The sequence below is a fragment of the Thermodesulfovibrio sp. TK110 genome (genome assembly GCF_054658355.1).
In genome coordinates, this window is record NZ_BAAHNB010000001.1 from 1,492,703 (window position 1) to 1,515,337 (window position 22,635).

Below are 22,635 nucleotides of genomic sequence, written 5' to 3' on the forward strand. Positions count from 1 at the left end.
TTATAAACCTTTTATGTTAAGATATTGTTACGCCTTATGAGTAAAGACAGCAAGTTAAAAAAAACAGTGGCAGACTTACAGGACTTTTACTTTCTTTCTATAAACTCATTTTTAAAACTTTTTAAAAGACCTCTATACTTTGATGACATAATTGAGCAGATGGAATATGCTGGTTCTGCCTCTGTTTTTATTGTATCTCTGGTCTGTCTTTTTGTAGGAATGGCTCTCAGTCTTCAACTCAGTGCTGAACTCAGCAGACTTGGATTAAAAATGTACACAGGTAAAATTGTCGGGATCGCGGTGATAAGAGAAATTGGTCCTCTTGTAACAGCATTGGTTTTTATAGGCAGAGTTGGTGCTGGACAGACTGCTGAAATTGGCTCAATGATTCTTGGGCATCAGATAGACACCTTAAGGGTTTACGGAATTGATCCTGTTAAAAAAGTGGTAATTCCAAGAGTAATTGCCTCAGTTGTAATGCTTCCATGTCTTACAATAATAGGAGACCTTGTATGTCTTATTGGAGGCTACTACATAGCAGTTTTTGTAAGTAATCAGAGTGGCTCATTTTATTGGTCAAGCATTATTAGAGAATTAAATTTTCAAAATGTCTTTTCCGGTTCACTAAAACCCTTTATATTTGGATATCTTATATCTTGCATAAGCTGTTTTTACGGACTTAAAACCCATGGTGGAGCAAAAGGCTTAAGAACCTCAACAACAAAAGCAGTGGTTACATCAATTGTTGTTGTAATCGCTACTGATTTCATACTAACAAGAATTTTACTTTATGCATTGGGGTTTACTGTATGATAATATTTAATGACGTATGGTTTTCTTACGGAGATAGAGAAGTCCTTAAAAATATAAGCTTTACTGCAAAATTTGATGAACGAATAGCTGTTCTTGGCGAAAGTGGTGGAGGGAAAACTACAATCTTAAAATTAATTCTGGGTTTAATCACACCTGACAGAGGAAAAATTATCATTGATGGTATTGATATAACCAAACTAAGCGAAGAAGAACTTATTCCTGTAAGAAGAAAGTTTAGCATTGTTTTTCAGGAAGGGGCTCTTTTTGATTCTTTGCCTGTAAAAGAAAATGTAGCTTTTTTCATGAGGGAACTTTTAAAACTTCCTGATGAAGAAGTTTATCGCAGAGTAAAAGAATTGCTTAAACGTGTTGGAGTGGAAGATGCAGAGGAACTTATGCCAGAGGAACTCAGTGGAGGTATGCACCGAAGAGTAGCCATTGCCCGTGCTCTGGCAGTTGGGAAAACAAAGATGTTTCTTTATGATGAACCAACTGCAGGACTTGATCCTATCAATTCTGAACGAATTATCCAGCTAATTAGAGATTTAGCAGATAGGGAAAATATAGGTTTTATGATAATAACTCATGTGGTTTATGTAGCATGGCAACTATGCAATAGATTTATTTTTCTTAAAGATGGAAAGATTGTGTTTGATGGTGGTAAAGAGGAACTTATTAAAACCAAAATCCCAGCTGTAAAAGATTTCATTAAAGAGTTATTTTTTAAAGTTTAGCAATATCTATTGCAAGAATTTAAAAAACTTGAGATTTTTGGCTCAGGCTTGCTACTATAAAAAGATTTAAAAATTTTGGAGGTGGATTATGAGCTTTTTAAATTTAATATCAGATGCTTATGCAATGGGACCTGCACCACAGGGAGGAGCACAAGGCGATCCAATTATGAGCCTTATTGCCAGCATTTTACCATTAGTTTTGATTATAGTTGTTTTCTACTTTCTGCTTATCAGACCCCAGCAGAAAAGAGCAAAAGAACACAGGCAGATGCTTGAAAATCTTAAAAAAGGAGACAAGGTAATCACAGTGGGTGGAATATATGGAGTTGTTGAAGCTGTAAATCCAAATACAGTGGTTTTAAAAATTGCTGAAAATGTAAAGGTTAAATTTTCAAAACAGTCAGTTGCTGCATTGAGACCACCAACAGATGAGGATTAACAAGGATTTATGAGAAAAAGCATTTACCTGAGAATTGCACTGATACTGGCAACGGTCATTATAGCATTCATTTTCTTTTTGCCAAATACTCCTTTTTTTGATTCTTTGCCTGATTGGTGGAAAAAGAGTATGCCTCATAAAGGAATTGTTCTGGGACTTGATTTAAGAGGAGGTTCTCATCTTGTTTTTGAAGTAGACCTCAAAAGAGCACGTGATATAACTATTGAAAGAATTGGCATGCATCTTCAAACTCTTCTTGAAAAAAAGGGGATAAAAGCAACAGTAAAAACAGAAGTTGAAAAAATCTTTATCCAGCCATTAAACGATGAAGTAAAAAAGCTTGTAAAAGAAAACTATCCTGACCTTTCTATTTCCGCTCAGGGTAATAATCTTGTATGCGAACTTCCAGAAACTGCATTTAAAAGGATTGAGACTACATCAGTTGAGCAGGCAATTGAAGTAATTCGTAACAGAATTGACCAGCTTGGAGTTTCTGAACCAACAATACATCGTCAGGGAGAAAATGAGATAGTGGTTCAGCTTCCAGGAGTAAAGGATCCTAAAAAAGCCCTTGAAATTATAGGCAAAACAGCACAGCTTGAGTTTAAACTTCTTGATGAAGAAACTCCTCTGTGGAAAGAACTTCCATCACTTATAAAAGCTAAAGAAGAAGAAACATTTTTAAATCAGTGGAAAAACAGGCTTCCTGAAAGTGATGAGATAGTTTTTCAGAAAATTGTCAATAAGGAAACTGGAGAAGTTTATAAAAGACCATATATTGTTAAAAAAGAAACTCTGCTTACAGGAGACCTTCTTAGTGAAGCTCATGTAAGTATTGACCAGAGATTTAATGAACCATATGTATCTCTGAGATTCAATGATGCAGGAGCAAAAATTTTTGAAGAAATAACAGCAAAATATGTTAAACACAGACTCGCCATAATACTTGATGGAAACCTCTATTCAGCACCTGTAATTCAGGAAAGAATTGAAGGCGGTAATGCCCAGATTACAGGAAGCTTTACTCTTGAGGAAGCAAAGGATCTGGCAATTGTTCTCAGAGCTGGTGCTCTTCCAGCACCTGTTAAATTGATTCAAAATGTAACAGTTGGTCCTACACTTGGAAAAGACTCAATTGAAGCAGGTAAAATGGCTGTAATCGTTGCAGCGGTATTTGTTTCATTGTTCATGGTTTTTTATTATCGCTTAAGTGGAGTTATTGCTGACCTTGCCTTAATTTTAAATATTATTCTTCTTATCGGTGCTCTTGCAGCTTTAAATGCAACCCTTACATTACCTGGAATTGCAGGAATTGCTCTTGCAATCGGAATGGCTGTGGATTCTAATGTTCTCATGTTTGAAAGAATAAGAGAAGAACTAAGACTTGGAAAAACTCCAAAAGCTGCGATTGAGTCTGGATACAAAAAAGCATTCTGGACCATATTTGACTCCCATATTACAACTCTTATAACAGCAGTCGTGCTCTTTCATTTTGGTTCTGGACCTATTAAAGGATTTGCAGTAACGCTGTCATTGGGTGTTGCAATAAATCTTTTTACAGCTTTAATCGGAACAAAAACAGTTTTTGACTTTATATACACTGGAAAAGAGCGCAGGAGCTTGAGCATATGATACAGATACTGGGTAAAACAAATATTGATTTTCTCGGTAAAAGATACATTGCACTTGGTTTGTCTTGCATAATGATAATTCTTGGAGTATTTGCAATTTTTCAGATTTATTCTGGCAGAGCAAATCTTGGTGTGGACTTTGCAGGAGGATTAAGTCTTCAGGTAAGATTTTCTCAACCTGTAAGTCTTGCTGAAGTTAGAGCAGTAGTTGATAAAACAGGAGTAAAAGATGCTGATATACAAGAACTTCCAGCAGAGAGAAAGATTCTTATAAAGCTAAAAAAACAACAGGAAGGTGCTCAGGAAGTAGTTGAAAAAGCCCTTAAAGAAAATTTACAGGACAAAGAACCCTTAATAGAGTCAATTACTGAAATTGGACCAAAAATTGGAGAAAGAACAAAAAGAGACGCTCTCCTTGCAATTGCTGCTGCCACTGCGGGAATCCTTTTATACATTGCCATAAGATTTAGATTCCATTTTTCAATTGGAGCAACAGTGGCAACATTTCATGATGTTATGGCTGTGCTTGGAATTTTTTACATTCTTAACAAAGAGATAAATCTAATTTTTATAAGTGCTCTTTTAACAATCGCTGGATACTCTCTTACTGATACTGTTGTTGTCTTTGATAGAATTCGTGAAAATCTTGGTAAAGTGGCAAAAGGCACAATGACTCTTGAAGCATTGATGAATAAAAGCATAAATGAGGTTTTATCAAGGACAATCATAACTTCTCTTACCACATTTCTGTCAGCAGCAGCACTCTTTTTCTTTGGAGGAGAGGTTTTGCATGACTTCGCCCTTGCAATGATGATTGGAATAGTGATTGGAACTTATTCATCCATATTTGTGGCAAGCCCCATAGTTTTATTGCTTGGCAAAAATTCTTTATTAAAAAGATAAAATGCAATACAGCGATTGGATTGTTGTCAAAACAAATCAGGATTATCTTCACTATCTGTCTAAGTCTTTAAATATATCAATTCCTATTGCACAGGTTCTTGTATCAAGGGGGCTTAAAGATGTGGATGAAATTTATTCCTTTTTAAATCCCTCAATTGATTCAATTGATCCTTTTAGCATTTCAGGAGTTTATGAAGCTGTAAAAATAATAAAGGAGGCAGTAAAATCAGGCATAAAAATTTTTATAAATGGAGATTATGATGCTGATGGATTGACTGGTACTGCAATTCTCTATGATATTTTGAAAAAGATGAAAGCTCAGGTTTTTTATCACATTCCCCATAGAATTCATCATGGATACGGTTTAACCATTACAAGCATTGAAGAGGCAAAAAAAATAGGGGCAAAGCTCATCATAACTGTTGACTGTGGAATAAGGGACTTTGAAATGGTTCAATATGCAAAAAAAGAAGGAATTGAAACAATCATCACAGACCATCATGAACCATTGAGAATAGATGGGAACATAATGCTTCCTCAGGCTCTAACCATAATCAATCCTAAAATTGATGAAAATTCACCATATATATCTCTGGCAGGCGTTGGAGTTGCTTTTATGCTCGCAATGGCTTTAAATCCTGAAGAAGCTATACAGTATCTTGATCTTGTAACACTTGGAACATATGCTGATATGGTGCCTCTTAATACTACAAACAGAGCATTAATAAAACATGGCTGGGAGCTTATTGAAAATCCACACAGAGCTTCAATTAAGATATTGAAAGAAATATCAGGAGTCAATTCAACCAGTCTCAAAAACTTTCATTTAAGTTATTGTCTTATACCAAGAATCAATGCGCCTGGAAGAATTGACCATGCTCAAAATGTGGTAAAATTTTTCACCTCAGAGGATATCGGAGAAATTGAACACATAGGACAGTGGATAAATCAGATAAATTCTTTAAGACAGAAAACAGAAGAGAAAATTATGGAGGAAATTGAAAAAAAACTGTCAGAAGAGTTTAATGATGACTCTGTTGTTGTACTATGGGGAGACTGGCATCTTGGAGTTGTTGGAACAGTGGCAAGCAAACTTCTTGAAAGATTTAATAGACCTGTATTTATAATGGCAATATACGAAAACAAAGCAAAGGGTTCTGCAAGAGCTCCCAATGGTTTTGATTTACAGAAAATGCTCGGTAGTTGTAAAGACCTGCTTATACGCTTTGGAGGACATAAGCAGGCAGCAGGAGTTATGCTTTACAAAGAAAAGCTTAATGAATTCAAAGAAAGAGTTTGCAAATTAGTAGAAAGCATGGATACAGAGCGAAAAAATATACTTCAACTGGATGCTGCTGTCAGTCTATCGGAGGTTAATGAAAAACTAACAGAAGAAATAAAGCTTCTTGAACCCTTTGGAGAAGGCAATCGTGAACCACTTTTTGGAGCAAAAGAGCTTACTGTGGTAAATTTAAGAAAGGTGGGCAGTAATCATCTTAAAATGTCATTAAAGCAAAACGGAAAATATATTCCAGCAATAGGTTTTGATATGGCAGAAGAACCAATAGTTGAAGGATGCCTTATTGATGCAGCATTCACTCCTGTAATAAATGAGTGGGAGGGAATAAAAAGCCTTCAACTGCAACTTAAAGCAATTAGAAGGACACAAAAATGAGGTTTACTGTTACTGACTTACTTGCCAAAAAAAAGCAAAAACAAAAAATTACTATGCTTACAGCATATGACTATCCCTTTGCCCATATTATTGATGAAGCGGGAATAGATATGATTCTTGTGGGAGACTCTCTTTCAATGGTGGTTCAGGGCAATGAAACTACACTGCCTGTAACAATGGAAGAGATGCTCTATCACACAAAAATCGTTGTAAAATCAACAAAAAGAGCAATGATTGTGGCTGACATGCCGTTTATGTCCTATCAGGTAAGTGTTGAAGAAGCTGTAAGGAATGCGGGAAAACTTATAAAAGAAGCTGGTGCACAAGCTGTCAAACTTGAAGGTGGAAGGGAAATTCTTTCTCAGGTAAAAGCTATTACAGAAGCAGAGATTCCTGTTATTGGTCATCTCGGGCTTACTCCTCAGGCAGTGCTCAGAATGGGAGGATACAGGCTTCAGGGCAAAACAGAGGAACAAGCAAAGAGAATAAAGGAAGATGCATTAAGACTCCAGGACAAGGGTGCAGTGGCAATAGTCCTTGAAGTAATTCCTTCAGAGCTTGCACAAGAAATTACTGAAAATCTTGAAATTCCAACAATAGGCATTGGCGCTGGTCCATATTGTGATGGACAGGTTTTAGTAATACACGATATACTTGGACTTTTTGAGAGATTTACACCAAAATTTGTGAAAAAATACGCCAGTTTAAAAGATGAAATTCTGAAAGCAGTAAAACAATTTAAAGAAGAAGTTGAAAAGGGAGTATTCCCTGACAGAGAGCATTCTTTTTGAACTTTGAATCATTTGTTAAGTGCAGAATTGCATGAAAGGTAAGGGAGGACAAATGATGATACCTGAAAAACAGCTTGAAATAATAAAAAGAGGCATTGTTGAGATAATTCTTGAAGAAGACCTCAAAAAAAAGCTTGAACGCTCATATAAAGAAGGAAAACCCTTAAGAGTAAAAGCTGGATTTGATCCAACTGCACCAGACATACATCTTGGACATACTGTGTTACTTGAGAAAATGAGACAGTTTCAGGAACTTGGTCATGAAGTTATATTTCTTATCGGCGATTTTACTGGAATGATAGGAGATCCATCAGGTAAAACAGAGACAAGAAAGCCTCTTACAAGAGAGGAAGTTTTGAAAAATGCTGAAACATACAAAGAGCAGGTTTTCAAAATTCTTGATCCAGAAAAAACAGTAATAATGTTTAACAGTGAATGGTTTAACAAAATGACAGCACTTGATATGTGCAGGCTTGCAGGTGCAGAAACTGTTGCAAGAATGCTTGAAAGAGAAGACTTTAAAAAACGCTTTACAGAAGGCCGTCCTATAACAATTCTTGAGTTTCTCTATCCTCTGCTTCAGGCTTATGACTCCGTTTACTTGAAAGCAGATATAGAGCTCGGAGGCAATGATCAGAAGTTCAATCTTCTTATGGGAAGACAGTTAATGAAGATTTTTGGAATGGAAGAACAAGTAATAATCACAATGCCACTTCTTGAAGGGCTTGATGGTGTGCATAAGATGTCAAAAAGTCTTGGTAACTACATTGGAATAAATGAAGCACCTGATGAGATGTTTGGAAAAATAATGTCCATCAATGATGAATTAATGCTTAAGTATTACGAACTCCTCAGTCACATATCCCTGGAAGAGCTCAATGCGCTTAAAAATGGTATAAAGGAAGGAAAAATTAATCCAAGAGATGCTAAGGAAGCTCTTGCAGTGGAAATTGTTACAAGATATCACAGTAAAGAGCTTGCAGAAAAGGCAAGGGAAAACTTTGTTAAACTTTTCAGAAAAAAAGAAATTCCTGAAGACATTGAAACTGTAGAGGTAAAAGATGAAGGAGAAGGAGTATGGCTTCCAAAAATAATGAAAGAATATAGACTTACAACAAGCACCTCAGAGGCAATAAGGCTCATCAAACAAGGTGCTTTGAGAATTAACAATGAGCATATAATGAATCCCGATATAAAACTTAAAGCTGGCGAATATATTGTAAAAGTGGGCAAAAGAAGATTTATCAGAATAAAAGTAAGCTGAAAGACTTAACCTTGAACTTTAAACCTTGAATAGCCCCCAGGGTGTTTGAATCACAGGAAAGCGAAAACAGAGAAAATCCCAGGTATCACCGGGGATAACATAATAATTAGTAATGACCCCATCACGGTTATATTCTTCTGAATATTGAGCCCAGCCAACATTTATAAAGTTCAAAGTTCAAAATTCAAAAGAAATATTATCTCACTATATTCATTAATTCATTTAACATATTGTCAGTTGTTGTAATTACTCTTACATTTGCCTGATAAGCTCTCTGTGCTGCAATCATTCTGATAAACTCCTCTGCAAGATCAACATTGCTTGATTCCAGTGAATTTGCATAAACAGAGCCAACCCCCACTGTTCCAGGAGCTCCATAAGTAGGTCCACCAGAACTATAGGATTCAAGAAATAAATTTTTTCCAACTTTTGTAAGATTATGAGCTGCAACAAATTTTGCAAGAACAACCTGAGCAACTTTTTTTACCTGCCCGTTTGTAAATACACCTGATATAACTCCATCCTGATCAACAGTAATAGCAATCAGATTTCCTGCTGAATAACCGTTCTGTGTTTGAAATACAACAGCATTTGGAGAACCATACTGAGTTGAGTTCGTGAAATCAAAAGTAATATTCTGAGCTGCTGTAGCTCCCCATGCAGTAAAATTAAAAGTTGCTGTAGGATTAGCAGGTGAAACTGAAGTGAGCTTCCCATCTGTATCAAATGTTAAAGTAATGGGCTGTGTTCCTGCAGTGCCAGAATCAAAATCTATTTCTTGATAATTGGGGGTTCCTGTTGCATTTGTATTATAAATTACATGAGCTTCCCATTGATTTGGCGTTGAAGTTTTTACAAAATATGTATAAACAAGATGAGGATTCCCAAGACTGTCATAAATTGTTATTGCTGTTGAAAAATTATATACTGCTGAATTTGGCAGGTTTGCTCCTGGAGTGAAACTCCATGTTCTGGTATCATCCCTTGAATCAAGATTTACCTGCATGTTTATTTTATTGGTTGCTGAAGGCTCACTCATTAATCCTGCGAGATATACATCATTAATCTCACCTGTAACATTTCCATTTGCATCCATCTGATATGCCTGAAGTCTATATCCATTAGGATCTACGACATAGCCGGCTTTGTCAAGTCTAAACTGTCCTGCTCTGGTATAATAGGTTGGTCCATTAAGTTGCTTTACAACAAAGAATCCGTCTCCCTCTATTGCCAGATCAAGAGGATTTGATGTGGTTTCAAGAGTTCCCTGTGTAAACATCTTCTGAATATCTATAATCATGGTTCCACGACCAACCTGCATTGCAGATGCTCCACCAAGTGTCTGACTGAGAATGTCTCCAAAGTTAGCTCTGCTTGCTTTAAAACCAACAGTATTTGCATTGGCAATATTATCTCCTATAACAGAAAGGGCAAGTCCATTTGCGTTCAGTCCACTTATTCCTGTAAAGAGTGATGTTAACATAGTATCACCTCCTTAAGCTTTTATACCATTTATTTCATCAATCGTTAAGCTTTTACTTCCTACATCAACTTTAAGCTTTCCATCCTCATAGCTTACTCCTTTTACTGTGAATTCTTCTGAAGAGGTGGTTGTGATAGTTTTGCCAATTAGAGTTGCTCCAAGCAGAATGGCATCATTCTTTGTTTTAGTAGAGACAAAACTATTTAATGTGTCTCCAATATTAATAACTTGCTCAAGTGCTGAAAACATTGCAAGCTGTCCCACAAATTCTACATTATCTATTGGATTAAGAGGATCCTGATATTTCAGCTGTGCTGTAAGAAGCTTTAAAAATGCTTCTTTGTCTATCTGATTGTTTCCAGTTCCAGTTGTTTTTTGCTGTACTGTGTAAAGTGGATTATCAAATATAGTTGTTATCTCTGCCATTTTTATTCCTCCTTATCATACAAAGTATTCAAAAAATTTATGATTACCTCTGTATTTTCTCTGTCCCTGACTATTGTAAGAATCAGAGTATCCGTGATTGTCTTTCATTAAATCAAGAAGAAAATCCGAAACCTTTAGTCCTGTTGCCTCAAGATTGTTTTTAATTTCTGGAATAAGTGCTGAAAGAGCTTCTTTTACATGAGGATAATCAACCCTCATATCAGCTCTTAGACCTGCATTATCCATAGAAAGCTTAATCAGTATTTTACCAAGCTCTGGTGGTTCAAGCTGCACTATTATAGTTTTTTGAGAACTGGATAATGCCTTGAAAACTATATCTGAGACTTCCCTTAACTGAGTAAAGGGAAGATCAATTTTGTGCTGTATATATTGAATCCCATTGTTTTTTTCTTGAGTACTGTGAAAAATATTTAATGGTAATGATATTTCTTCGTTATTTAGAACTTTCTTTATTATGGGAGCATTTGGAAACTCTGAGTTATTACCATTGCTTTCTGAATAGGCTTTAACAATATCTAAAAGAAAAGTAGAAGGAAACTCTTCACTGAGCTTACCCTGACTGTAAAGCTTGGAATTAAAGAGAAGTTGCTCGGAATGACCTTTGTTTGAATAATTTTGAACCACTTCTGGTAGTTTTGAACTATACAAGTTGGGATTTTCTTTGTTTAAAAGAATTTTTCCATCAAAATCTTCAATAAGACTCTGAATTTCATTCTTATTATTCTGGGATTTAAGATTTTGCAAAAGACTGGCCAATTCATTTATATCTATCTGCCCTGACTGCAAAAGGGCTTTTACTTCAGGAGAAAGCTCTGCAGATTGAAAATTTTTAATCTCCTGAAATAAGAAGTTCTGGAAAGAGGCAAAAGGGAAAATAAAGAGAGTGTTATCTGCAGAAGCATTAGTTGAGGTATCTTTATTTTCAAAGAGAAGCTTTAAAAGTTCATTAAAAATCTCATCAAATCCTGTAAATTGACCTGTTACCGATACCTGATTTTTGATTATGTTTAATGAATCCAGATTTATATTTCCTATTAACATCATGCCAGAAATAATTCAATCTTTATGCCAGTTTTAGTTTATTGATTTTGAAGGATTTTTATATTGAAAAAGCAGAATTATGAAGGGAAAAAATTTCCTACCTGGATGGCTTTTCCTTTATGGAAACAATTCTTTTGGAAAGAGTTGCTGCTTTGTCAGGAGTTATATTGGCAAGAATTTTCCCTGCCTGACGGGGCTTTATTGCAAGAAGAAGCGTTACAGCAGTATCTTCATCAAGCTTTTCAATTCTTGATGCAGCTTCCTCTGGAGGCATTGCTTCGTATATTTTAGCAAGTCTTTGATAGTTTTCTTGCTGAGCTTTTTCAAGCTGTGCTTTAAGTTCCTCCTGTTGTTTAATTTTCGCATCAATTTCACTTTTAAGTTTTTTCAACTCCTCTGTCTTTTTAGCAAGGTCTTCGTGAAGAATCTTCAGTCTGTCTTCTTCTATAGTTGTAGACTGTTTATTTGAGGTCTGCTGGCCAATTAAACTGCCCGCTGCCAGTCCTAAAATGAGAATTAATATTGAAAAAATAATCGCTCTCTTAAACATCATTGTCTCCTTAACCGACTTATAAAACTCTCGGAGATTAATTTTTCTTCAAGTTTTTGCCGATCTGCTTTTATTTTGTTAATCAGTTTATCATAAAACTGCTCAATCTTTTTTCTTTCTTTGAAAGCCTCTTCATAAACCTGCCTCTGCGCTTGCAGTTTTTCATCTATTTTTTGCATGATTTGTTGAGTTTCCTTTAACTTTGTTAAAAGATACTGCATTTTATTATAGATTGAAAGAAGTTCCTCTGAACTTGCCTCATTAAAAAAACTAACAGAGATGAATCTTTCCTCAAGCTCTTTCAAGTATATTTCTATTTTTTGCCTTTCAGAGAGAATCCTGATAAAATTCTGTTTTTCAAGCTCCTCCTGCCATTCTCTTAATTTAAATATCATATTTAAAGTGTTCGTATTCATTGCTCTTCAAATAAGCTGTAAAGCTGTCTTAGACTTTCCTGAAAAGTAGCCTTTTCATTTATATCCTGCCTTAAAAAGCCATTTATTCTATCCATCATCTTAATGGCAAGATCAACCTGCGCGTTTGTTCCTTCTTTATATGCACCAATATTTATGATGTCCTCATATCTTGCATAGGTTGCAAGAAGTTCAAGAAGCCTTTGAGCATACTTAAGCTGCTTATTGTCTACAATATCTTTCATTAGTCTGCTTATACTTTTTAGTGGATCAATTGCTGGATAATGATTTCTATTAGCAAGCTCTCTACTGAGAACTATATGTCCATCAAGAATTGCTCTTGATGCATCAGCAACAGGATCTGTAAGGTCATCTCCTTCAACAAGCACTGTGTATATTCCTGTTATGGAGCCACCATTTTTTGTAACTCCAACTCTTTCAAGAAGCTTTGGCATTAAATTGAAAACACTTGGTGGATATCCTTTCATTGTGGGAGGTTCACCTGCTGCAAGCCCTATTTCTCTCTGTGCCATTGCAAAACGGGTAAGAGAATCCATAAGTAAAAGCACATGTTTGCCCTTTAATCTGAAATACTCTGCTATGGCAGTTGCTAAAAAGGCACCTCTAATGCGAGCAAGGGCTGGAGTATCAGAGGTTGAAACAACAACAACTGACTTCTTTAATCCTTCTTCTCCCAGGTCATTTTCAATAAATTCTCTTACTTCTCTACCACGCTCACCAATCAGTGCTATTATATTTACATCTGCTGAAGTATATTTTGCAATCATTCCAAGAAGAACACTTTTTCCAACTCCGCTTCCTGCCATAATTCCAATTTTCTGTCCCTTACCGCAAGTTATAAGAGCATTTATAGCTCTAATACCGAGGTCAAGTGGTTCCTTAATGATTTCTCTTTCAAGAGGATTAATAGCATCTCTGTATATTGGGAAAGGCTTTCCTCTTAGTGGTTCTTTCCCATCAATGGGATTTCCTGCTCCATCAATTATTCTTCCAAGAATTTCATCACTCAGAGGAACATAACTCTGCTTACCCTTTACAGTAATTTTTGCTCCTGTTCTTATTCCATAAATCTCACCCAGTGGAGAAAGCAATATGTTTCCATTTTTAAAACCTACAACCTCAGCTTCAATCCTGTTTTCTTCACTAATAATTTCACAGATATCTCCAATGCTTGCATTTATTCCGATACTTTCAACAATGAGTCCAACAGCCTTTGTTACTTTACCGTAAATCTTTACAGGTTTTATTTGTTCCAGAGCTCTTTCAGCTTCACTGAGAAAGGACTGAATTGAGAGCATTCTCTATCTCCTTAAACCTCTGCTCAATTGTTGATACAATATACTGAGATTGGGTTTCAATTGAACAACCTCCTTGGGTAATCTCAGTGGAAGGCTCTATCTGAAAGTGAATAGCTTCAATTTCAAGTTCTTCAATTTTTTGAGAGATAAAACCATAATCCTCTGGATTAACTTTTATAATAATTTTTTCCTCATTCAAAGGAACGGCTTTCAAAGCTTCTTTAACAATTGAAAGAGTTACTTCTTTGTCAAGGGAAATTTTTGTAGCCACGATTTTCTCTGCTATCTGAAAGGCAAGCTTTAAAATTTGAGGAAGGAAAAATTCTACCTGCTTTTGCTTAAATTCTGTTAATTCTTTTATAAGATTTTTAAAGATTTCTGCGGCTTTTACAAATTCATAGGATTTTTCCTTTATTTCCTTCTGACTTTTTTCAAAACCCTCCTCATAGCCTTTTTTTAAACCTTCATTAAATCCAGCTTCATAGCCTTTTTTTAAACCTTCTTCATAACCTTTTTTTATAAATTCTTCACTAAACTCCTGCCTTTCAACAACTTTTTTATTTTCATCAAAGCATAGAAAGTTGTAAGGTTTTATTTCTTTAGGTAACAATTGCCTCTCCTCCTCGTTTGCCCACTACAATTTTGCCTTCTTCCTCAAGTCTTCTTGCAACTCTTACAATGTTCATCTGAGCTTTTTCCACATCACTTACCCTAACTGGTCCTTTTGCCTCCATTTCTTCTTTAAGTATCTCAACTGCCCTGCTTGACATATTTTTAAATATCTTTTCCTTTAATTCTTCAGAAGCCATCTTAAGTGCAAGTGCAAGGTCATCAGTGGAAATTTCTTTAAGAATTGTCTGAATTCCTCTGTCATCAACATAAAGAAGATCTTCAAAAGTAAACATGAGCTTTCTTATTTCATCAGCAAGAATTGGGTCTTTTTCTTCAATGTTTTTAAGAATTAACTCTTCACTTGTTCTGTCCATCTGATTAAGAATCTCAGCAACTGTTTTTACTCCACCAATCCTTCTTGATTGTGTGTATGAGCGAAGTTGATTCTGCAGGACATCTTCAAGCTCAGTGAGAATTGCAGGAGAAATCTGGTCAAGATTGGCAATTCTTTGAGAAACTTCTATTTTAAGCTGCTCAGGGAATCTGCTTAAAACCTCCGCTGCCTGAGTTGGTTCTAAATGAGCCAGAACTATTGCAATTGTTTGAGGATGTTCTCTCTGAAGCATTGTTGCTATTGCTGATGAATCAAGCCACCTTAAAATATCAAAAGCACTTGCTCCACTTTCAATCTTACTTATGAGCTTTGCTGCCTGTTCCTCTCCAAAAGCTTTTGTAAGAATTGTTTTTATGTACTCTTCATCAACCATAACAGGAGCAGTACCCACTTTCTCTGAAAATTCTTTAAGTATTGCTTCAGCTTCCTCTGGAGTAAGTTTTATTCTTGACATCATTGGAATAATTCTGGCAAGTTCAATAGGATCAAAATGTTTAAACAACTCTGTTGCTGCATCTTCACCAATTAAAGAAAGAAGAGCTGCAACTTTTTCTATGCCTGAAAATTTTCTCATTTATTCGCTTATCCACTCTCTAAGAATGGCAACAACTTTTTTAGGATTTGTTTTTGCTATTTGCCTTATTTCTTCTTTTATATCTCTTTCTGGCACAGGAGGAACAGCTTCCTCAGAGATAATGACTTCCTTCTTTTTGATTTTCTCTTCCACAGGTCTTTTAAGCAATTCAATTATCGGTTTTACAATAAAAAGAATTATAAGGGCAACAATAATAAGAGGTATCAGGTATTTAAGAACTGTTTTTGCTATACCAATATAATCAATCCCTGGTTTTTCTTCAGGTATCACTTCAAAGGGCATACTTTCCACTATCACATAATCACCTCTTTCTTTATTATATCCTATGGCTGCCTGAACAAGCTCTTGATATTTTTTAATTTCCTCGTCAGTTCTTGGAACATAAACTTTTTTGCCCTTTTCTTCTTTATAAGTTCCATCAACCAGAACAGCCACAGATATTTTCTTTATCTGACCTGTAGACTGCAGAATTTTACTTATACTTTTACTCACCTCATAGTTTATGCTTTCCTGCTGTCTCTGAGATTGCACATTCTGAGAAGTTGTTGCAGGTGGTGTACCTGGTTGATTTGAAAGAACTCCTGGAATTCCTCCTGTCTGAGGTCCCATTGTTTTTTCCTGTGTACGCTGTTCCTGTCTGATTGCTATGGTGTCAGGATCATATTTTTCTTCCACCTTTTCAACCTTTGAAAAATCTATATCTGCAGAAACCCTTACTATTGCTTTTCCTTTGCCAACAATATTTTCAAGCATGCTCTGAATATTTTTCTCATAGGTTTTTTCAATGTTTCTTTTGTATTCAATCTGAGAAGCCTCAACAAGCTGTGTTGGATCTTTTGGTGCAGAAAGAAGATTGCCATACTGGTCAACAACAGTTACATACTGAGGAGAAAGACCTTCCACACTGCTTGATACGAGATGAACTATGCTTGTTACCTGCTCCTTTGTAAGAGTTCTTCCTGGCTTGAGTTTGAGCACAACAGATGCTGTTGGATGGTCTTCCTTTTCTGTAAATATTGTTTTTTCCGGGATAGCTATGTGAACCCTTGCCTCAGCAACTTCCTGAAGCTGTTTTATTGTTCTTTGAAGTTCACCCTGCAAAGCTCTTATATAGTTTATACGCTGAGAAAACTCTGTAAGTCCTATCTGAGTTTTATCAAATATTTCAAAACCAACGCCACCTCCTGAAGGAATTCCCTGAGCAGCCAGTTCAAGCCTCAGTTCATAAACTTTCCCTGAAGGAACATATATGGCATTGTCCTTAACCTGATAGGGCACCTTTTTCTCTTTCAGTTTATTTATTACATTTCCTGCATCTTCTGCTGAGAGATTGCTGTATAAGACCTGATAATCCTCCTTTGGTAGCCATAAAATTAGTGTTAAAATAAGTGCAAAAACAATAACAACAAGACCACCAAACGCCAGCTTTCTATTGAGAGGCATGTTTTTAATGTTTTCTATAGCTGTCTTTATTCTGTCTGTAATTGGCATCTTTTATTAAACCTGCATGCGAGAGATTTCCTCATATGCTGTTATTACCTTGTTTCTGACCTGTATTAGTGTTTGAAGTGTAAGGTCAGCCTTTTGCATTGCCATAACAACCTGATTAATACTTAATTCACCTTTTGCAAAAGCTTCAATTGCATTTTGAGCCTCCTGCTCTACCTCAGATGCTTCTTTTATGGCATCTTTTAAAGCCTTTTCAAAGGATTCCTTCTGAGCTCCCTTTAGATTCTTTATCTCTTCCAGGCTTTTTCCTAAAACTTCGCTTATGTTCTTTATCTCTGTCATTTAAAACCTCCTAAATCCTCAATATATCAATGGTTTTCATAAACATATCCTTGTATGAGTTTATCATCGTAAGATTTGCTTCATAGGCACGGGATGCAGAAATGAGATTGATCATTTCTTCCATCGGATTTACATTTGGATATTTCACATATCCATTTTTATCTGCATCAGGATGTGATGGATCATAGACAACTCTCAGAGGTCTCTGGTCTTCCACAACTTTAACTACATCAACACCCTGAGAAATCTGGTCATATATGTATGTCATGAATATAACATCTTTTCTGCGATAGGGACCTCCTTCAGGAGTTCTCGTTGAATTAATGTTTGCAAGGTTTGAAGCAATTACATTGAGCCTTATTTTTTGCGCTTCAAGCCCTGTTGCTGATACCTTGAGAGGTAAAAATATATCCTTCATCATCTACCTCCTTTGATTGCGTCTTTGAGCATGCGAATTCTTGTTGAAATAAGTTGCGTTGCAGTATTATACATAAGCATTGTCTCTGCAACTTTTGTCATTTCCAGTTCTATATTCACTGTATTTCCATCTCTGTTTGGCATAGTTGTTGATGCCTCAATAACCTTATAATTATTCTCCGTATCATTTTCAATTGCTCTTTTCAATTCATCCTGAAAATTTATGTCCCTTGCTTTGTAACCTGGAGTGTCAGCATTTGCAATATTTGAAGCAAGAATTTTTTGCCTGTAGGCACATATATCCATTACTTTTTCAAGAATTTTTATTGCCCTATTCATAGTTTTATTCCTTCCTTAAGATATAATGCAAAATGAATGCCAGAATCATAAGTATTTAAGTCCATATTCATTTATTTTGTTCCTCAATGTTCTCACACTTATTCCAAGAATCTTTGCAGCTTTTGTGCGATTTCCTTGAGTTTTTTTAAGAGCGTCAATTATTAAATCCTTTTCTATATCTTTTATTTTGCCAATTTTTACTGATTTTTTCTCCTCAAAAAAAACTTCATCATCAGGAATCCTTAACTGTCCATCTGTACTAAGAACAGCAGACCTGTATATGAAATTTTCAAGTTCACGAACATTGCCCTGCCAAGAGTTACTGAGCAGGTATTTTTTCATTTCTTCTGTAATTGTAAAATTTTTTGACATCTTATTTGAAAGTCTTTTTACAAAAAACTCTGCAAGTGGAACTATATCTTCAGTTCTTTCCCTTAAAGGTGGAATTCTCAATGGAAACACATTTATTCTGTAAAAAAGGTCTTCCCTGAAATTGCCTTTTTTCACTTCTTCCCAAAGATCTCTATTTGTTGTAGCAATTATTCTTACATCCACCAGGATAGGTTTCGTACCACCAACTCTGTCAACTTCTTTTTCCTGAATAACTCTTAAAAGTTTTGCTTGAAGTCTGTATGCCATTTCACTTATCTCGTCAAGAAGAATTGTTCCTTTGTTTGCAAGTTCAAACTTACCAGGCTTTCTTTCCGTTGCTCCTGTGAAAGCTCCTTTTTCATGACCAAAAAGCTCTGCTTCAAGAAGTGTTTCAGTAATGGCTGCACAGTTTATTGCCACAAAAGGTTTATTTGCCCTTGGGCTATGTTTGTGAATGTATCTTGCAATAACTTCTTTACCAACACCGCTTTCTCCTGTGAGCAATACTGTAATGTCTGTTTTTGCTATTTCTCTTGCAATTTCAAGGAGTCTTCTCATCTGAGGCGATTCTGCAACAATTTCATCCTCTTCAGGGATGAGTCTAAAAACAAGAGATTTTAAACTATCCATTGAAAAGGGTTTCATAATGTAGTCCACTGCACCAAGCTTCATTGCTTTCACAGCATCTTCAACAGAACCATATCCTGTGATTACGATTACAGGAGTGAAAATGCCTCTTTTTCTTATCTCAGCAAGAAACTCAATGCCATTCATCCTGGGCATCTTTACATCAGTTATGATCAAGGAAAAATCACTTAAGTTAACTGTGGAAAGAACATGGCAAGGATCTCTATAATAATGAGGAGCAAAGCCAAAACGAGACATTGCTTCCTTAAGAGCAAAGCCCATGTCAGGTTCATCATCTATTATCAGAACAGACTTCATTTCATAGGTAAATATATTGCAAATTCTGTGCCTTCATTAATTTCACTTTTTACTTCAATTCTTCCTGAATGAGCAGAAATTATACTTCCTGTAATGCTAAGCCCAAGCCCTGTACCTCTGTCTTTTGTGGAGAAAAAGGGATCAAAGATTTTATCTATTATTTTACTGTCAATTCCATGACCTGTATCTTTAATACTAAGCCTGATAAAATCACCATCATTACATGCATCAATAGTAATTCTTCCGCCCTCTGGCATTGCCTGATAGGCATTAACAATAAGATTTATTAATGCCTGCCTCATAAGAGCATGATCAAGATGTAGAAAAATTCTTTCTTTTATTCTATTCTCAATTTCTATCCCTACTCTGCTAAACAGTTCCTGAAACTCCTTTATTATTTCATCTATCAATTCATTAAGGCATATAAAAGTTTTTTTCGGAGTTATTCCCCTTGTAAAACTCAGCATGTTTTCAAGAGTATTTCTTAACATCTTTACAGAGCTTGAGATTCTTCTTGCATAATCTCCATGAATTCCTTCTTTAAGGTCTTCAGATATCATATTGGCAAAAAGTTCAATGCTTCCAAGAGGATTTCTTATTTCATGTGCTATTTTCATAACAAGACTGCCCATTGCACTGAGTCTTCTGTTTTTTTCATTTTCTGCTTCAAGTTCTTTTATTCTCGTAATGTCTTTGCAGAGAAAAACATGCCCAATTTTGTTTCCTTCAGAATCAACAACCTCTGATTTTGAAACTATTGCATAAAAAGGCTTCCCGGATACTGGATAAATCATGTCTTCTTGAACTTTTATTGGTAAATCTTTTTTACCAATAACATCTTCTGCTTTTATATTAAAGAGATTCTCACATGCCCTATTGATTAATCTGATGACACCTTCGCTGTCAAAAAATACAACAGCTATGTCAATGCTTTCAATTATGCTACTAAGCAGCCTTTTCTTCTGCTCAACTTCCTCGGTAAGAAGTTTTACTTTTTCTTCAAGAAGGCTGTAATATTTAATCAAAGCCTCAGAGGCTGTGTTAAATCTTAGTATTGCTTCTTTTAAAAGTTCTTCCTTCATTGCTAATGAAGAAGCTCTTTTGCTGCTTCAGAGAGCTCTCCCTTTGAAGCAGCAACCTTTTCAAGATATGTTTTATCATGAGCAAGTTTACCATACTGATAATATGCCCACATCAAAGAATCATTGTCCTTTATTCCTGCATCTATAGCTTTTTTATAATATTGAATCGCCTCTTTTATTTTTTTTGAAAGATAAAAGTAGTCAGCAGCCTTAAGTGCTGCTTCTGCATTACCAAGCCTTGAGGCTTCAAGCCAGTAATGAATAGCTTTTTTTCTGTCTCCATTTGAGTATTCAAGATCTCCTAATAAAGTTAAAATCTCAGTGTCCTTTATTGTTTTTGATATGTTTCTTAAATAAGAAAGTGCAGTAAGTTTATCTCCTTCCTGAGCAAGAATCTGAGCATACAGAGCAGTTGCCTCAGAATTTTTATCTTTAAGAGGCTCTAAGATTCTTTTAGCTTCTTTATACTTGCCCTCTTTTATCAGAATCTTTGAATATGGAATCACTGCCTCTTTTCTTCTTGGGCCTGTTTGAACTTTCCTCAATAGATTTTTAGCCTCATTGTATCTGCCCTGAGAAATGAGAAATTGAGCTGATTGAAGTAATAGAGATGAATCTGCTGGCAAAAAGGGATATAGTTTAACAATGTAAGCTGAAGCTTTTTCTGGAGCTTCATTAGTAATGGTTTTTAAAAATTCCTCAATTTTCTTATTTTTAAGCTCTTTATCTCTGAATACGAAAAGCATTCTCAATGCTTCATCATAGTTCTTACTATTCATGTAAATTGAGTAAATTTTTAGTCTCACATCATCTGTGGGAATATAAAAATAAATCTCTTTTCCTATTCTTAGAGCTTCCTGTGTTCTTCCCTGAGTAAGATACATATCAAAGAGCATTTTTTTTGCCTTTATTGTATCGGAAAGTTTATTTGATTTTTCAATGAACTTTTTCAAAATATTTTCCGCTTCTGTAAATTTACTAGCTCTTATTAAAACATCAGCTCTATCAAGGTCATAAAGAGTTTTTCTCAGTTTCAGATTTTTATTAAACTCCTTTAAAGCTTGGTGAGCTTTGTCTGTCATGGCAAGATATTTTATCCTTAACAAATCAGTTTCCGGATCTTCAAAATCTTTTCTATCAAGCCTCTGCAAAACTGCTTGTACGGTTCTTAAATCACCTTTATAAAAGGCGATCCAGCCTTTGCCAATCATTGCCTGCTTTTCAAGAGGTTGTTGAACTTTTTCAAAATAATACTCTGCATCCCTTAGTCTTCCAATTTTTAAATATGTTAATCCCATGTAAAGATTTGCCTCGTTTAAGGTAGAAGAATTTTTAAAGTCTCTTAAAACTCTCTTAAGAGGAATTGTGGCTTCATAGTAATTTCCAAGGAAGTATTCTGCCTTTGCAAGACCTAAAAGTGCTCTGTCAGCAACTTTTGCATCTTCAGTAAATTTTTTAAAAAACTCCTTAGCCTGTAAATAATTTCCATTTTTTAATAACTCCTCACCCTTTTTAAGAACATCATCAGCACAGGCAATGCTGAAAAATAAAACAATGGCAATGATATTAATCAGAGTTTTCATTGTCTTTAATGCCGAGTCTTTTCATTTTTTCAATAAGTGTTGTTCTATTTATATTCAAATATCTGGCTGCTCTGCTTTTAATCCAACCGTGCAGGTTTAATGCATGCAAAATTAATTTTTTCTCATACTCCTTTAAAACCTCATTAAGGTCTATGCCTGCACTAAAAGGATTTAAATCCTCAGAAATCTCCTTTGGCAGTAAACTTTCTCTAAGCCTTATTCTTTCAGGAATATCCTCTACATCTATAACTCCACCATCATTTAAAACATAAAGTCTTTCAATTAAATTTTCAAGTTCACGAACATTTCCAGGCCAGTGATAGTTTAAAAGAATATCCATAACTTCTGATTTAATTTTCAATGAATAGCCAAATTTTTTTGAAAACTTATCAATAAAATACTCACAAAGAAGCGGTATATCTTCTTTTCTTTCTCTCAATGGAGGAATTACCACAGGAACAACATTCAGTCTCCAGAAAAGGTCTTCTCTGAATCTTCCTTCCCTTACTTCATTTTCTAAGTCTTTATTTGTGGCTGCTATAATTCTCACATTTACATGAATGGACTTTGTCCCTCCTATTCTTTCAAAGGCTTTGTCCTGTAAAACTCTCAATATTTTTACCTGAAGATGAAGGGGCATGTCACCTATTTCATCAAGAAAAATTGTTCCTTCATTAGCAATTTCAAATCTTCCAAGACGCTGAGCTTGTGCTCCTGTGAAAGCTCCTTTTTCATGACCAAAAAGCTCAGATTCAAGAAGCTCAGAAGGTATGGCAGCACAGTTAACAGGAATAAATGGCTTTTCTGCTCTCAGACTTTTCTGATGAATCATCTTTGCAACAAGCTCCTTACCTGTTCCAGACTCTCCCATTATCAAACAAGTGCTATCAGTTCTGGAGAGTTTATCAATAAGTGTCAAAATTTTCTGAATTTGCATTGATTGACCTACAATCACAATTTTATCCTTCATGTCATAAATATGACATATGGAAAAACAAAATT

Annotated in this window: 24 protein-coding genes; 8 read left to right on the forward strand and 16 right to left on the reverse strand. The window is 35.4% G+C overall.

The features are described 5' to 3' along the window. Positions 1-36 precede the first annotated feature (36 nt). The 8 genes from ACYQ3X_RS07900 to tyrS all read left to right on the forward strand — a co-directional run bounded on the left by ACYQ3X_RS07900 (position 37) and on the right by tyrS (position 8,250). Positions 37-813 carry an MlaE family ABC transporter permease gene (locus tag ACYQ3X_RS07900; RefSeq protein WP_460181264.1) on the forward strand — a complete coding sequence of 259 codons (777 nt, stop codon included), beginning with the start codon at positions 37-39 and terminating at the stop codon, positions 811-813. Then, on the forward strand, positions 810-1,547 hold the full coding sequence (locus ACYQ3X_RS07905; RefSeq protein ID WP_460181265.1) for an ABC transporter ATP-binding protein: 738 nt from the start codon (positions 810-812) through the stop codon (positions 1,545-1,547). Before ACYQ3X_RS07900 ends, ACYQ3X_RS07905 begins: the two co-directional genes overlap by 4 nt. Positions 1,548-1,635: 88 nt before the next feature. Next, complete coding sequence (gene yajC, locus ACYQ3X_RS07910; RefSeq protein ID WP_460181266.1) at positions 1,636-1,986, forward strand: preprotein translocase subunit YajC; 351 nt, start codon at positions 1,636-1,638, stop codon at positions 1,984-1,986. A 9-nt stretch (positions 1,987-1,995) separates the two neighbouring features. After that, on the forward strand, positions 1,996-3,618 hold the full coding sequence (secD, locus tag ACYQ3X_RS07915) for a protein translocase subunit SecD (protein WP_460181267.1): 1,623 nt from the start codon (positions 1,996-1,998) through the stop codon (positions 3,616-3,618). Continuing rightward, positions 3,615-4,520 carry a protein translocase subunit SecF gene (gene secF, locus ACYQ3X_RS07920; protein WP_460181268.1) on the forward strand — a complete coding sequence of 302 codons (906 nt, stop codon included), beginning with the start codon at positions 3,615-3,617 and terminating at the stop codon, positions 4,518-4,520. The genes secD and secF overlap by 4 nt, the downstream gene beginning before the upstream one ends. 1 nt (position 4,521) lies before the next feature. Next, positions 4,522-6,195 carry a single-stranded-DNA-specific exonuclease RecJ gene (recJ, locus tag ACYQ3X_RS07925; RefSeq protein WP_460181269.1) on the forward strand — a complete coding sequence of 558 codons (1,674 nt, stop codon included), beginning with the start codon at positions 4,522-4,524 and terminating at the stop codon, positions 6,193-6,195. Continuing rightward, the gene (panB, locus tag ACYQ3X_RS07930; protein ID WP_460181270.1) at positions 6,192-6,986 is read left to right on the forward strand and encodes a 3-methyl-2-oxobutanoate hydroxymethyltransferase; all 795 of its coding nucleotides are present in this window, start codon (positions 6,192-6,194) and stop codon (positions 6,984-6,986) included. Before recJ ends, panB begins: the two co-directional genes overlap by 4 nt. 55 nt (positions 6,987-7,041) lie before the next feature. Next, a complete protein-coding gene (gene tyrS / locus ACYQ3X_RS07935; protein WP_460181702.1) occupies positions 7,042-8,250 on the forward strand; it encodes a tyrosine--tRNA ligase in 1,209 nt (402 codons plus the stop codon). 196 nt (positions 8,251-8,446) lie between these two features. Here tyrS and flgE read toward each other — a convergent pair whose 3' ends face one another. From flgE to ACYQ3X_RS08015, 16 genes are all read right to left on the reverse strand, one after another. Continuing rightward, positions 8,447-9,733, reverse strand: a complete 1,287-nt coding sequence (gene flgE / locus ACYQ3X_RS07940) for a flagellar hook protein FlgE (RefSeq protein WP_460181271.1) — start codon at positions 9,731-9,733, stop codon at positions 8,447-8,449. Positions 9,734-9,745: 12 nt separating this feature from the next. Then, complete coding sequence (locus tag ACYQ3X_RS07945; RefSeq protein WP_460181272.1) at positions 9,746-10,159, reverse strand: flagellar hook assembly protein FlgD; 414 nt, start codon at positions 10,157-10,159, stop codon at positions 9,746-9,748. 15 nt (positions 10,160-10,174) lie between these two features. Beyond that, positions 10,175-11,224: a flagellar hook-length control protein FliK gene (locus ACYQ3X_RS07950; RefSeq protein WP_460181273.1), complete on the reverse strand. Its 1,050-nt coding sequence runs from the start codon at positions 11,222-11,224 to the stop codon at positions 10,175-10,177. 94 nt (positions 11,225-11,318) lie between these two features. Beyond that, positions 11,319-11,774, reverse strand: coding sequence for a MotE family protein (locus tag ACYQ3X_RS07955; protein WP_460181274.1), 456 nt, complete (start codon positions 11,772-11,774; stop codon positions 11,319-11,321). Then, positions 11,771-12,187 (reverse strand): hypothetical protein, encoded by a 417-nt coding sequence (locus tag ACYQ3X_RS07960; RefSeq protein ID WP_460181275.1) that lies wholly within the window; start codon positions 12,185-12,187, stop codon positions 11,771-11,773. Before ACYQ3X_RS07960 ends, ACYQ3X_RS07955 begins: the two co-directional genes overlap by 4 nt. Then, positions 12,184-13,503, reverse strand: coding sequence for a FliI/YscN family ATPase (locus ACYQ3X_RS07965; RefSeq protein ID WP_460181276.1), 1,320 nt, complete (start codon positions 13,501-13,503; stop codon positions 12,184-12,186). The genes ACYQ3X_RS07960 and ACYQ3X_RS07965 overlap by 4 nt, the downstream gene beginning before the upstream one ends. After that, the gene (locus ACYQ3X_RS07970) at positions 13,475-14,113 is read right to left on the reverse strand and encodes a FliH/SctL family protein (RefSeq protein WP_460181277.1); all 639 of its coding nucleotides are present in this window, start codon (positions 14,111-14,113) and stop codon (positions 13,475-13,477) included. Before ACYQ3X_RS07970 ends, ACYQ3X_RS07965 begins: the two co-directional genes overlap by 29 nt. After that, a complete protein-coding gene (fliG, locus tag ACYQ3X_RS07975; protein ID WP_460181278.1) occupies positions 14,103-15,083 on the reverse strand; it encodes a flagellar motor switch protein FliG in 981 nt (326 codons plus the stop codon). The genes ACYQ3X_RS07970 and fliG overlap by 11 nt, the downstream gene beginning before the upstream one ends. Then, positions 15,084-16,595, reverse strand: a complete 1,512-nt coding sequence (gene fliF, locus ACYQ3X_RS07980; RefSeq protein ID WP_460181279.1) for a flagellar basal-body MS-ring/collar protein FliF — start codon at positions 16,593-16,595, stop codon at positions 15,084-15,086. A 6-nt stretch (positions 16,596-16,601) separates the two neighbouring features. Further along, a complete protein-coding gene (gene fliE / locus ACYQ3X_RS07985; RefSeq protein ID WP_460181280.1) occupies positions 16,602-16,895 on the reverse strand; it encodes a flagellar hook-basal body complex protein FliE in 294 nt (97 codons plus the stop codon). Positions 16,896-16,905: 10 nt separating this feature from the next. Further along, positions 16,906-17,313: a flagellar basal body rod protein FlgC gene (gene flgC / locus ACYQ3X_RS07990; protein ID WP_460181281.1), complete on the reverse strand. Its 408-nt coding sequence runs from the start codon at positions 17,311-17,313 to the stop codon at positions 16,906-16,908. Beyond that, positions 17,313-17,651 (reverse strand): flagellar basal body rod protein FlgB, encoded by a 339-nt coding sequence (gene flgB / locus ACYQ3X_RS07995; protein ID WP_460181282.1) that lies wholly within the window; start codon positions 17,649-17,651, stop codon positions 17,313-17,315. Before flgB ends, flgC begins: the two co-directional genes overlap by 1 nt. A 45-nt stretch (positions 17,652-17,696) precedes the next feature. Next, positions 17,697-18,968 carry a sigma-54-dependent transcriptional regulator gene (locus ACYQ3X_RS08000; protein WP_460181283.1) on the reverse strand — a complete coding sequence of 424 codons (1,272 nt, stop codon included), beginning with the start codon at positions 18,966-18,968 and terminating at the stop codon, positions 17,697-17,699. Continuing rightward, positions 18,965-20,050, reverse strand: coding sequence for a two-component system sensor histidine kinase NtrB (locus ACYQ3X_RS08005; protein ID WP_460181284.1), 1,086 nt, complete (start codon positions 20,048-20,050; stop codon positions 18,965-18,967). Before ACYQ3X_RS08005 ends, ACYQ3X_RS08000 begins: the two co-directional genes overlap by 4 nt. A 2-nt stretch (positions 20,051-20,052) precedes the next feature. Beyond that, entirely contained in the window at positions 20,053-21,633 is a 1,581-nt protein-coding gene (locus ACYQ3X_RS08010) for a tetratricopeptide repeat protein (protein WP_460181285.1), read from the reverse strand. Next, positions 21,617-22,603, reverse strand: a complete 987-nt coding sequence (locus tag ACYQ3X_RS08015) for a sigma-54 interaction domain-containing protein (protein WP_460181286.1) — start codon at positions 22,601-22,603, stop codon at positions 21,617-21,619. The genes ACYQ3X_RS08010 and ACYQ3X_RS08015 overlap by 17 nt, the downstream gene beginning before the upstream one ends. Positions 22,604-22,635: the final 32 nt, after the last annotated feature.

Excerpts from the sequence above, each read along its gene's own strand:
- ACYQ3X_RS07900 (WP_460181264.1), top strand. The coding sequence starts at position 37 with ATGAGTAAAGACAGCAAGTTAAAAAAAACAGTGGCAGACTTACAGGAC.
- ACYQ3X_RS07905 (WP_460181265.1), top strand. The coding sequence starts at position 810 with ATGATAATATTTAATGACGTATGGTTTTCTTACGGAGATAGAGAAGTC.
- yajC (WP_460181266.1), top strand. The coding sequence starts at position 1,636 with ATGAGCTTTTTAAATTTAATATCAGATGCTTATGCAATGGGACCTGCA.
- secD (WP_460181267.1), top strand. The coding sequence starts at position 1,996 with ATGAGAAAAAGCATTTACCTGAGAATTGCACTGATACTGGCAACGGTC.
- secF (WP_460181268.1), top strand. The coding sequence starts at position 3,615 with ATGATACAGATACTGGGTAAAACAAATATTGATTTTCTCGGTAAAAGA.
- recJ (WP_460181269.1), top strand. The coding sequence starts at position 4,522 with ATGCAATACAGCGATTGGATTGTTGTCAAAACAAATCAGGATTATCTT.
- panB (WP_460181270.1), top strand. The coding sequence starts at position 6,192 with ATGAGGTTTACTGTTACTGACTTACTTGCCAAAAAAAAGCAAAAACAA.
- tyrS (WP_460181702.1), top strand. The coding sequence starts at position 7,042 with ATGATACCTGAAAAACAGCTTGAAATAATAAAAAGAGGCATTGTTGAG.
- flgE (WP_460181271.1), bottom strand. The coding sequence starts at position 9,733 with ATGTTAACATCACTCTTTACAGGAATAAGTGGACTGAACGCAAATGGA.
- ACYQ3X_RS07945 (WP_460181272.1), bottom strand. The coding sequence starts at position 10,159 with ATGGCAGAGATAACAACTATATTTGATAATCCACTTTACACAGTACAG.
- ACYQ3X_RS07950 (WP_460181273.1), bottom strand. The coding sequence starts at position 11,224 with ATGATGTTAATAGGAAATATAAATCTGGATTCATTAAACATAATCAAA.
- ACYQ3X_RS07955 (WP_460181274.1), bottom strand. The coding sequence starts at position 11,774 with ATGATGTTTAAGAGAGCGATTATTTTTTCAATATTAATTCTCATTTTA.
- ACYQ3X_RS07960 (WP_460181275.1), bottom strand. The coding sequence starts at position 12,187 with ATGAATACGAACACTTTAAATATGATATTTAAATTAAGAGAATGGCAG.
- ACYQ3X_RS07965 (WP_460181276.1), bottom strand. The coding sequence starts at position 13,503 with ATGCTCTCAATTCAGTCCTTTCTCAGTGAAGCTGAAAGAGCTCTGGAA.
- fliG (WP_460181278.1), bottom strand. The coding sequence starts at position 15,083 with ATGAGAAAATTTTCAGGCATAGAAAAAGTTGCAGCTCTTCTTTCTTTA.
- fliF (WP_460181279.1), bottom strand. The coding sequence starts at position 16,595 with ATGCCAATTACAGACAGAATAAAGACAGCTATAGAAAACATTAAAAAC.
- fliE (WP_460181280.1), bottom strand. The coding sequence starts at position 16,895 with ATGACAGAGATAAAGAACATAAGCGAAGTTTTAGGAAAAAGCCTGGAA.
- flgC (WP_460181281.1), bottom strand. The coding sequence starts at position 17,313 with ATGAAGGATATATTTTTACCTCTCAAGGTATCAGCAACAGGGCTTGAA.
- flgB (WP_460181282.1), bottom strand. The coding sequence starts at position 17,651 with ATGAATAGGGCAATAAAAATTCTTGAAAAAGTAATGGATATATGTGCC.
- ACYQ3X_RS08000 (WP_460181283.1), bottom strand. The coding sequence starts at position 18,968 with ATGAAGTCTGTTCTGATAATAGATGATGAACCTGACATGGGCTTTGCT.
- ACYQ3X_RS08005 (WP_460181284.1), bottom strand. The coding sequence starts at position 20,050 with ATGAAGGAAGAACTTTTAAAAGAAGCAATACTAAGATTTAACACAGCC.
- ACYQ3X_RS08010 (WP_460181285.1), bottom strand. The coding sequence starts at position 21,633 with ATGAAAACTCTGATTAATATCATTGCCATTGTTTTATTTTTCAGCATT.
- ACYQ3X_RS08015 (WP_460181286.1), bottom strand. The coding sequence starts at position 22,603 with ATGAAGGATAAAATTGTGATTGTAGGTCAATCAATGCAAATTCAGAAA.